The sequence below is a fragment of the Saccharomonospora halophila 8 genome, from assembly GCF_000383775.1.
GTDB classification, from domain to species: Bacteria; Actinomycetota; Actinomycetes; order Mycobacteriales; family Pseudonocardiaceae; genus Saccharomonospora; species Saccharomonospora halophila.
Map to the genome: position 1 here is coordinate 1 of NZ_KB912513.1, position 3,908 is coordinate 3,908.

The following is a 3,908-nucleotide window of genomic DNA, read 5'->3' on the forward strand; positions in this document are numbered from 1 at the left end:
AGCCCCAGGCCGGGGCCGGACGTGCCGGTCGCCGCGGCGGCCGCGCCCCGGCCGTCGTCGGTGATCTCGACCTCCAGAGTCCGTTCGCGGAACCGCACCCGGACGTCGACCGTGCGTGCCGCGGCGTGCCGGACGATGTTGGTGAGCGCCTCCTGGACCACCCGGTAGGCGGAGAGACCGACCCCGTCGGGAACGGTCCGCGGGGTCCCGTAGACCCCGTGCTCCAGTCGCAGTCCCGTGGTGCGGGCGGTTCGCACCAGTTCCGGGAGATCGGCCAATCCCGGAGAGGACCGTGTCCGCAGGCCGTCCGGACCGGTGCCGTCCGGACCGGTGCCGTCCCGGCCGTCCGCGCCGCCGCGGTCGTCCATACCGTCCGGGTCGTCCGCGCGGAGGACGCCGAGCAGTCCGCGGAGGTCCTCGACCGCCGTGCGCGCGGTGCTCTCCACCGTGTCCAGCGCCGTGCGCGCGAGCTCGCGGTCGTCGTCCAGTACGCGCCGGGCGGCACCGGCCTGGATCCCCATCACCGCCACGTGGTGGGCGACGATGTCGTGCAGGTCGCGGGCGATCCGGAGGCGCTCGGCCACGAGCGCGGTGCGCGTGTTCTCCTCCTGCGAGCGGCGCAGCTGTTCGGCACGGTGTTCGAGCTCCGCCCGCGTGCGCGCCGACAGCCACGCGAGGTCGCCGAAGAAGTAGGCGGCGGCGAAGTACAGCAGATTGAACCCGATGGTGTAGAGCACCGTGGACAACACCGGGTCGAGTGGTCCGGCGGCGCCGTCGAACGCGGGGGCCGGACTGAGCAGCGACCGTACGAGGGACACGCCCAGCCAGAGGAGCATCGCCCCGATCACGGCGAAGCGGGCCAGGCGGGCGCGTGCCCGGTCCTCGGCCCACGCCCCCGCCGTGTACAGGGCGAGGAACAGCGCGATCGACGGCACCAGGTTGTCCCCGGTCCGGCGGACCTGGGCCGCGATGAACACCGCGGCCACGACCAGCAGGACCGCGAGGGGGAAGCGGCGACGCACCACCAGCGGAGCGGTCACGACCACCGCCCATCCCAGTTGTTCCGCCAGTTCGGGCGCCGTGCCGAAGGCGAACGCACCCATGCTGTTGACCAGCACGGTCATCACGAGTGCCCCCGCGACGGCCCCCAGCCCCAGCAGAACGTCGTGCCGCCGCTGCGCCGGGGTAGGCGGCGGACGACGCCAGTCGGCCCACACCGGCTCGGTGTCGGCGATCCCCACCGGCCGGTCCGTACCGGCGCGGTCCGTACCCCCGCTGTCGACCTCCACGAGGGTCAACCTAGTGCATCCGGTGCGGGATCCGGCCGGTCGGCGGAGCCGCCCGCCGGTGCCGTGGCCGCGTGTCCGGGAGGTGGCCCGGCGAAAGCCGTGTCGGTGACGTCGGCGACGACACGCACGACCCGGTCCGCGTAGGCGCGCGGCCGGACGACCCGCAGCACCAGGCAGAACCGGCCGTCGAGGCCGTGCCGGCCGACCAGGTCGTCCCGGTGGTGCAGCAGGTACCGGGCCGCCGCCCGGTTCGCGGTCGACGTCTGACCGCACACCACGAACAGTGTCCTGCCGTCCGTGGGGAACTTCGCCAGCACGACGTACTCGTCGACACCCGGCACCCGCGAGAACCGGTCGTCGCCGACCCGGATGTGCAGTGCGTCCCCCACGTCTTGGTACCTGTCGATCGCGACACCGGGCAGGAACGTCTCCAGGTGCGCCGCGGTCCGGGTGTTGGCGTCCGGACCACCGACGCAGAACTCGGTGTTCGCTCCGAAGGCTCCGTCGAACCGCGGAGACATTCCCTGGACCCGGAGTTCCACGCGGGAGTCGCAGTCCCGGGCGATGCCCGCCACCTCCAGCATGGCCGCGACGTCGGTCTGGTGGACACTGTGCCGCGACGGCGAACCGGCGTGCCGTGGGGCGACGATCACGCAGTCCGCCCCCGGCCCGAGTCCGAAGAACCGCCGCATCCGTGCGGCACGCCGCCGTCGGCGCACCCGTCCGGCCAGCCACACCGCCAGCCCCGCGATGACGCTGGCCGCCAGATTGATCGCGAGATCCCCGATGCCCGACACACTCACCCCCGGTACGTGGGCGGCCCACGACAGCCGGAAGGCCCCGGGGGCCGTGGTCGGTCCGCCCGATCTTCCCACCGACGGTGACATTGTCGCGCACCGCTGTCCTCGGCCAGAATCTGTAGTCCATCAGGAACCGGGGGTGCGACGATGACCGACACCGAGCGAGGGGTGACCGCCACCGCCACCGCTTTTCTCACCGCGGCCGTCGTGTTCGCCGCGGTCGGGTCGGGATGGCCGTGGTGGTTGTGGCTTCCCTCGGCCCTCGTGCCGTCGGCGGTGGCGGTGCTCGTGTACCGGGCACGCACCCGGGACTCCGCCACCGGACACATCGTCCGGTCCGGCCACGATCCCGGGGACCCGCCGCCCACGGGCACGGTGCCGTCGCACGGGCGGTCGGGGGCCGGGCCGTCGGGGGCGACGGCACCGGCCCCGGACACGACGTCACCGGCGTGGCCGTACACCCGCCGGACGGTTTTGGCGGACCTCTCGCTCGCCAGCGCCGTGGACGACTACCGGTTCCTGTTCTCCGCGACGGTGTGCTGGCTTCCGGACCCGACCCCGGACCGCCGCACCGAGCTGCACGCCAACCCGGGTGCGCTGGCGCGGGAGGCCGTCGTCTCCCGGGCCCGGCACCTGCTCGCCGAGGGCGCGCCCGAGGAGCACGACCTGCTCACCGAACGGCTCAACGCCGCGCTCGGTACGGTGCTCTCGGTGCCCGCGGGCCACCTCCACGTGTGGGCGGAGAACATCTCCGTACGACTGTCCGAAGAGGACCGCGACCGGATCCGGCACCTCGCCGGACTCCGCAAGGACGCCTCACTCCGGGAACAGGAGCGCCGGTACGAGCGGGATCTGCGCGCCTACCTCGCCGAGGACGTCCTGCGCGACCCCGCCCGAACCGTAATCTGGTTCCTGGCCCGCACCACCGACGGACGTCCGATCGACCTCGACACGGTCGTCCACCGTCTGGACGATCTCCGACGGCTCACCGCGGCCGCGCACGCCACGGAGGTTCCCGGGTGGGAGACGGCCGGACCCGACGACCGGCCACGTCCGGCGGACGCACCCGCCGACGCCCCGGACAGCTCACCGGGCCGTTCGGACGACGATCCGGCGCTCTACCCGTCTCCGACCTTCGCCCCTCCCGAGGACCGGGATCACGGGGACCGAGATCCCGACCGAACTCCGGCGTCCGGTCACATGTAGCGGCCGCCGGTCACCTCGGTCGTGGTCCCGGTGAGATAGCTGGACAGGTCGGAGGCCAGGAACAGCACCACGTTGGCCACCTCCTCCGGTTCGCCCGCACGACCCATCGGCACCTCGGCGAGCTTGGCCTCCCACACGTCCTCGCGCATCGCCCCGGTCATCGCGGTACGGATGATCCCGGGCTGGACGGCGTTGACCCGCACGCCCGCGTGGGCGACCTCCTTCGCCGCCGCCTTCGTCAGTCCCACGATCCCCGCCTTCGCGGCGCTGTAGTTGGTCTGGCCCAGGTTCCCGACCTTGCCGGAGATCGAGGAGATGTTCACGATCGCGCCGTGCCCCTGCTCCCGCATCACCGCCGACGCCGCCCTGGTCCCCAACCAGGTTCCGGTGAGGTGCACGTCGACCACCTCGCGGAAGGCGTCGAGCGACATCTTCCGCATCGTGGCGTCGCGGGTGATGCCCGCGTTGTTCACCAGCACGTCGAGCGCACCGAACTCGTCGACACACCGCCGCACGAGCGCGTCCACCCCGTCGGGGTCGGTCACGTCGCAGCCGTGGGCGACCGCGGTGCCGTCCCCGCCGAGTTCGGCGGCGGTCGCGGCGGCGGCGTCGG

At 73.1% G+C, this 3,908-nt stretch carries 4 protein-coding genes; 1 reads left to right on the forward strand and 3 read right to left on the reverse strand.

The genetic code is table 11. The annotated features are described in order from the left end of the window. Positions 1–1,289 (reverse strand): sensor histidine kinase (locus SACHA_RS0107275; RefSeq protein ID WP_019808382.1); only part of this gene is annotated, 1,289 nt, incomplete at its 3' end. 5 nt (positions 1,290–1,294) lie between these two features. Further along, entirely contained in the window at positions 1,295–2,086 is a 792-nt protein-coding gene (locus SACHA_RS20780; protein ID WP_083935798.1) for a hypothetical protein, read from the reverse strand. A gap of 150 nt (positions 2,087–2,236) precedes the next feature. Between SACHA_RS20780 and SACHA_RS23335 the strand changes: the two genes are divergently transcribed. After that, positions 2,237–3,295, forward strand: coding sequence for a hypothetical protein (locus tag SACHA_RS23335; protein WP_019808386.1), 1,059 nt, complete (start codon positions 2,237–2,239; stop codon positions 3,293–3,295). Here SACHA_RS23335 and fabG read toward each other — a convergent pair. Beyond that, positions 3,286–3,908: 3-oxoacyl-ACP reductase FabG (gene fabG, locus SACHA_RS20790; RefSeq protein ID WP_019808388.1), on the reverse strand; the 623-nt coding region annotated here is incomplete at its 5' end. The two genes, SACHA_RS23335 and fabG, sit on opposite strands and share 10 nt — an antisense overlap.